The sequence below is a fragment of the Lysinibacillus sp. fls2-241-R2A-57 genome (assembly GCF_030209535.1).
Taxonomy (GTDB): Bacteria; Bacillota; Bacilli; order Bacillales_A; family Planococcaceae; genus Lysinibacillus.
Map to the genome: position 1 here is coordinate 75,815 of NZ_JARVRU010000026.1, position 6,605 is coordinate 82,419.

At 34.4% G+C, this 6,605-nt stretch carries 5 protein-coding genes and 1 pseudogene; 4 read left to right on the forward strand and 2 right to left on the reverse strand.

Annotation, left to right across the window (positions count from 1 at the left end):
• The first annotated feature begins 31 nt into the window (after positions 1–31).
• Positions 32–1,000 (forward strand): quinone oxidoreductase family protein, encoded by a 969-nt coding sequence (locus QRN68_RS05330; RefSeq protein WP_285395709.1) that lies wholly within the window; start codon positions 32–34, stop codon positions 998–1,000.
• Positions 1,001–1,331: 331 nt separating this feature from the next.
• On the opposite strand, the gene QRN68_RS05335 is transcribed toward QRN68_RS05330, so the two are convergent.
• Positions 1,332–2,531: an SH3 domain-containing protein gene (locus QRN68_RS05335; RefSeq protein WP_285395710.1), complete on the reverse strand. Its 1,200-nt coding sequence runs from the start codon at positions 2,529–2,531 to the stop codon at positions 1,332–1,334.
• Positions 2,532–3,146: 615 nt separating this feature from the next.
• On the opposite strand from QRN68_RS05335, the gene QRN68_RS05340 reads away from it, so the two are divergent.
• From QRN68_RS05340 to QRN68_RS05350, 3 genes are read left to right on the forward strand one after another with little or no spacing between them, the layout of a single operon-like run.
• A complete protein-coding gene (locus QRN68_RS05340; protein ID WP_285395711.1) occupies positions 3,147–3,392 on the forward strand; it encodes a hypothetical protein in 246 nt (81 codons plus the stop codon).
• A 39-nt stretch (positions 3,393–3,431) separates the two neighbouring features.
• A complete protein-coding gene (locus QRN68_RS05345) occupies positions 3,432–4,889 on the forward strand; it encodes an MBOAT family O-acyltransferase (RefSeq protein ID WP_285395712.1) in 1,458 nt (485 codons plus the stop codon).
• 18 nt (positions 4,890–4,907) lie between these two features.
• A complete protein-coding gene (locus tag QRN68_RS05350; protein WP_285395713.1) occupies positions 4,908–5,951 on the forward strand; it encodes a hypothetical protein in 1,044 nt (347 codons plus the stop codon).
• Between the two features lie 46 nt (positions 5,952–5,997).
• On the opposite strand, the pseudogene QRN68_RS05355 reads toward QRN68_RS05350, so the two are convergent.
• Positions 5,998–6,471: pseudogene (locus QRN68_RS05355) on the reverse strand (EcsC family protein); the annotation flags it as partial.
• Between the last annotated feature and the right edge of the window lie 134 nt (positions 6,472–6,605).

A 6,605-nucleotide genomic window follows, 5' to 3' on the forward strand; every position in this document is an offset into this window, starting at 1 on the left:
TAATCTAACTATAACAAGGAGGGAGAAATTTATGAAGGCAGTTATTATCAATGAGTTTGGCACTTCTGATGTTTTAACGTATGTGGAATGTTCAAAGCCTACGATTTCGGCAGGGGAAGTATTAATACGGACGTCATATACGAGTGTGAATTTTGCTGATATAAAAAACAGAACAGGAAATAAAGCAAAAGCGAATTTTCCGATGATACTTGGTTTAGATGTAGCGGGTGTAGTTGAAGAAGTTTTTGATGAGAATAGTGATTTTAAAAAGGGGGATCAAGTAATTGCATTCCCGAAAAATGGGGCCTATGCAGAATATGTGGTGGCGAAAGAGCAGCTCGTTTTTAAAATTCCGAACGATGTCCCTTTGGAAAAGGTAGCTGCTGTGCCAACGGTTTCATTTCTATCCTATCTTTTGACACATCAAATCGCTCCAATTAGTAAAGACGATTGTGTATTAATTCATGCTGCATCCGGAGGGGTAGGGACAATGCTTATTCAAATGGCGAAAAAGTTAGGTGCCAAAAAAATTATTGGCACGGTTAGTGATATGAAGAAAGCGTCAATTGCCTATGAACTAGGTGCACATCATGTACTAACTTATGAGAATTTTAGTGCTCAAGTTAATGAACATACGGATGGTCATGGTGTTAACATTATTTTTGACTCAATTGCTGGAAATATTACGGAAGAGAGCTTTAACTGTTTAGCTCCTTATGGTACGCTAGTGCAATTTGGAAATAGTGGTGGCAAGGCAGGAAATATAAAAACATCTGATTTACATAGTAGCTGTCGTAATGTGAAAGGCTTTAGCTTAGGAACGACCCGAGCTCTTAAGCCAGAAATGCTACAACAAGTTGCACAAGAGATGTTTACTTTATTAAAAGATGAAAGCTTCCAAGTACCAATTGCCAATGTTTTTGCATTAGAGGACATGCAGAAAGCGCATGAATTAATGGAAAGTCGTCAGCATCAAGGGAAAATTTTAATTAAAATATAAAATAATCAGTGCATGAAAACACTGATTATGTAATTGTGATGAGAACTAGGTTCAAGGCAATGGAGGAGTGGTTATTAAATAACTATGTTGTGTGCCGAAAGCGAATGAAATGAAGCATAGTAGCACAAACCAACTTGTTGCCTGAAGCTATCTCATCAGATGTCCCCAAGACAGAAACAGAAAAATATATAGCACAAGAAATCAAGGAAGGAATTATTCAAGATTCGCATTAAGTGTAATAAGTTATAGCAAAATCAAAAGGCCTGAGACTCGTACAATTCCGAGTTCAGGCCTTCCAGTTGTAATCGAACTTCCCCAGTATAGGTCATTCTCACTTGAGTGTTTGTAGCTCGAATACAATATTGTTATGTGTAGATGGCCCCAAATCAACCCCACCAGTAATTTTGACTAAACCGTAATTCTTTGAAAAATAAAGCTTATATATATCAGTAGACATAGCATCCTCCACAAAACTATATGAAATGTACAATGTTGTAACATTGTTCAAAATTCCCAGAGGTGTTTTTAATGAATCCTTTGTAGTAAGGAGCTGTAAATAGGCATCTCGAGAAGTGTTTGGAACAATTAATGTTTTAGTATCATTAATTTGCTCAAGAGGCGCGGGAAGTTTTAAATCTAACAGCAAGTTTATTCCCTTGATTGCCAGCTCATTTGTATTGTAAGTGATTGATAATATAGGCTTATTATTATTTTTTTCATAATAAGAATACGTATTTCCTGTTTTTTTCAATTGCAGTTGTTTATAGGTTTTCCCATTTATTTGCATTGTAGCAGTCGAATGCTTTTTAGGTACTAAAGATTGAAAGGAAGTTAGTTTTTGTTGATTTGCCCAAACTGTTTTGTCGACTAATTCACTACTATAAATATATCCTTGCTGGTTGCCAAACGACACATAGGAGAAACCTGCAATTTCAGAATAAACTTGAACAACATCCCCACGTTTCGCTAAAAAAGGTGTTTTTTCACCACTAAAGCTTGCGATATTGTATAAACTATTAGCTCCATTATAGATATACACTTTTGGATATGGTTTCACGTCACCTATGAATTTAGAATTAACATAACCAATAATATTGCCATACTGCACAAATGACCAATTGCCCCCAACAGAGCCGAAATCTTTCACCACCATTTTATATTGTAAGTACGTTTGGGTAGGGGATTTTACGTTTGGAGAGTCTTTAACGACTACGCCCCCCTTAGAACTTGCAATTTTAATAGTATACGGTGGCGCCGATAATGCTGTTTTCTCAACAAATCCCTTTTGATCCCCATATTGTACATGTACCCAATCAGAATCAGGAGTATTATATTGTACGACAAATGCTTTATAAGGAATATGGGTAACGGTATCAGCATCAGTGGACGCTGCTTTTTTTAAGGCTACACCATCTTTAAGGTTGATAGTTTTGACTTCACGGAAACTAGATGCATTTGCTTCAATAGGTAAGAAATTAATAATAAAAAATATAGTTGAAAGAGCTAGTAAAAATCTAATTATATTTTTCAAAGAATCACCCCATCTATGTTGTTTCAAAACTTAAGAATTAAATAAGAGAATGGAATCATTGAAAGAGATAATTTTAGCTATTATCTCCTTTAGTATGTAATTTCGACAATAATACAGGAATTTCCTTTAAAAATTTGGTAAAATGAGATATTGTATATGGATTTTTCCTTCTCTTTATCTATTTCTGGTAGTATGATTGGATTTTACAATTGTTCCTATGTTAAAGCATTGTAGGCTAATCACTAAAATTTAAGAAAAACAGTTATTAATAAATATGCAGCATAAATTTTAATTGAATTTTCTATTCCTTCCGTTTTTGAAGTAAATGAAAGACACTCAAATATAGAGATAGTGAACATCCATTTTTTTACTATAACCTTTGACTGGGCAACTGACAGTTAAAATGATGTTTTTCGTGTAAACTTATCCATGCCTTATGTCCTTTATTTTGGATTTGGATGACCAAACCATTATAAAGGCTTTTTTTATGGACGGATAATATTGCGGAAAATCCAGTTTTTAAAAAACGTCGAATTATTTTTATTCGACGCTAGTGATATATATGCTATATAAGTTGATCTTCGTTCCGGTCAGACCCTGGAGCGAGCCTCGCGAGTGAAGCGGCTCATCGGACGCCCACAGGAAGCTTTGCTCTGTACGAAAGCGAAGCGTCAGCGAACAAATGTTTTATCTGTGCGAAAGCAAAGCGTCAGCAACAAAGCGCCCAGTCGGAACGGAAATCAACCACACATTATGGTGATGAACCTGGATTTTTGTATTTCTTTACTTTATTTTGATATTGTTCTTTGTTTTAGGTCAATTTTCAAATATAATGTTATGTTTGGCCTCTTGTATTATTAAGCACGAATATAAAGGAATGGCTAATAGGAGAGTGATGGAGTGCTTTTTAATTCCTTTGAATTTATTTTTCTATTTTTACCAGTAACATTTGTAGTCTATTTTTTATTAAATCGCTTCAGTAAACAACAATATGCGATTTATTGGTTGGTACTGAGCTCTTTGTTTTTTTACGGTTATTTTAAGTTAACTTATTTAGCAATTATCACAATCTCAATCATTGTAAACTTTGCTTTAAGTCGGATCATAAATAATAGTAGTAATCGTCTGAGAAAGACGTATATGATTATCGGAGTAATCTTTAATGTTTTAATACTTTGCTACTATAAGTATACAGATTTTTTCATTACAAATATTAATAGTTTATTTGGTACAGATATTGCATTGTTGCATTTATTGCTACCATTAGGGCTTAGTTTTATTACATTTCAACAAATTGCTTTTATTGTTGATAGTTATCGAGATGGAACGGCTCATTATAAATTTAGTAATTATGCGTTGTTCATATTGTTTTTCCCACAATTAGTAGCGGGGCCAATTGTTCAGCATGATGAAATGCTTCCTCAGTATGATATTAAGGAAAATCGAAAAATTATACATGATAATGTTGCGCGAGGCTTGTTTATCTTTGTCATCGGTTTAGTCAAGAAGATTGTTATTGCGGATACGGTTGGCATATGGGCTAATGCAGGCTTTGAAAATTATAGTAACTTAAGTTTTGTAGAAGCGTGGATCACCTCATTATCATATACCGTGCAACTTTATTACGATTTTAGTGGATATTCTGATATGGCGATTGGTTTAGCCTTATTATTTAATATTAAATTGCCAGTAAATTTCTTCTCTCCTTACAAAGCACGTAATATTCAGGAGTTTTGGAAAAAGTGGCATATGACCTTGAACCGGTTTTTAACTACATATGTATATTTTCCGTTAGGTGGTAGCCGAAAAGGGGCTTTTAAGACTTACATAAATATTTTAATTATTTTCTTCATCAGTGGATTTTGGCACGGCGCTGGATGGAATTTTATTTTATGGGGACTTATGCATGGCTTTGCGTCTGTTGTTGTAAGACTTTTTAGTAAAACAGGTGTTAAACTTCCATATTTACTTTCGTGGTTTATAACTTTCCAATTTGTTAACATTGCTTGGGTTTACTTCCGTGCAACAAGCCTCGAGCAAGCAAATACTATTATTTCTAAAATGTTTACGCCAAATATGGAATCTATAACTAGTTTCTTTACGGAGCCGCTCACCAATTTTGCTCAAGCGGATGCATTTAATATTATGGGATTAACATTAAGTGATCCGTTAGTGATTGTTGTAGGGCTCTTAATCGCACTTGTTATTGCATTTACTGCCTTAAATTCTATTCAATTAATGGATAAGATGAAATTTAATTGGAGAGCTATCATTTATATGCAATTTATGATTGCGCTAGTTCTTATATCGATCTACTATATGCAAAAAAATAGTATATTCTTATATTTTAATTTCTAAATAAAGGTGTGAATTAACTTGGATCCGAAAAAATGGTTAGTAAAATTGTTTGCCACATCTTTCATAGTAATAGGATTACCTGTTTTCGGAATTATGGGTTTCAATTATTATATTGACCCTCTTTGGAATTACACACATGCCAATGACTTTAACGACTATCAGCTAGGTTTTGATGAAAGACAGTTAAAAACAAATTATATCAATAGCCATGATTTTAACTATGATAGTTTATTAATTGGAACGAGCAGGATTACGTATCTTGATGAGAGGGCCTTTACAAAAGAAAGTGTCTATAATTATTCATTGAGTGGGCTGCAAATAGAAGAATACTTACCTTACATGGAATATGCTGAAAAGAAAAATGGTAAGCCGTTTAAGAAGATTTTTATTGAGTTATATTTTGATTCAGCTAATACTAGTAAATCTAATTCATTGAATCCGCCGCAAACTTATATTGAGACGTCGGAGGCACCGTTTTATGCAATAAAATCCTTATTTTCAGAAAGCACTATGCATTATGCTCGTTTTAATTATGATATTTCAAAAGCAAATCATTATGACGGTGCTCGAAGTTACAAGCGTAATAATATTGCACAAACAACGTATCCGAATGATGATATGGAGCAGGAATGGCAAAAATTTAAGAAAAATTTTAAAGCAGAGTCAGCTAAGCCTTTTATGTACGATACCGACTATCGAAAAAGGCTTCAAGCTATAAAAGATGCATTTCCAGATACAGAATTAGTTGTCTTCACGGAATTAATGCCTGCCAAACGCCTTCAAACAATTTTGCATAATGATAATCGCTACGAGGCTTATAGTAGATGGATGAACGATATGGTAGATGTGTTTGGCACCGTCTATAGTTTCCATGCGGTGAATGAAGTAACGACGAATGTGGACAACTTTTTTGATTGGCTGCATTACTATCCAAATGTGGGGTATTTAATAATCGAATCTTTAGAGAACAGGGAAGAACGGTCAAATATGATGCAGGCTGTAAATAAAGAGAATCTTGACGAGTACCTTGAAAATGTAGTTGTAGATATAAATATGGATTAAGCAAAGAAAAGATGACTCCGATCTATCAGAGTCATCTTTTTAAGTGTTATTGCTTATCTAGTTCATTCATTTTTTCATAAATACGTCGCTTACGATAGAGCATAATACCTGCTTCGGCAACGTCTTGAATCATGCCTTTATTTGCGTAGGCACCGAAAATCATTCCAGCAATCGGAATCATTTGAAACAGCTTTTTCCATCCAAACTGATCGCGATATGTATAGAAAACTTCCTTCCAGCCTTGCAGCTGTGAAATCATATTTTCTGCTGCATTATTAGTATCATAAATGGACGAAAGTTCCTTTAATATCGCTTCTTTACCGACAATATCGGCGGAGCTGAATTGTAGACATTTTACGATGAAAATACGCTCCATTTTATCATTCGGATTATAGCCATGAATGATCGCAATCTCTTGCAATGTTTTTAAAGCCATCCCTAAAATAAGGGGAATATCAATAGCTAATGTGAAAATACCACCAAAGCCAGTAGAAGCACCTTGCATTGTTGCTAATTTCACAGCAGTGAACTTCAGGAAGCCCACTTCTTCAGAGGTGGGAGGAATGAAGTGCTTTTTTCTTTACAGAACATACGTTTTCGTTGTATATTGTGAATAATCAAAAAATAAAGGAGTGACGGGTAATGACGAAATCG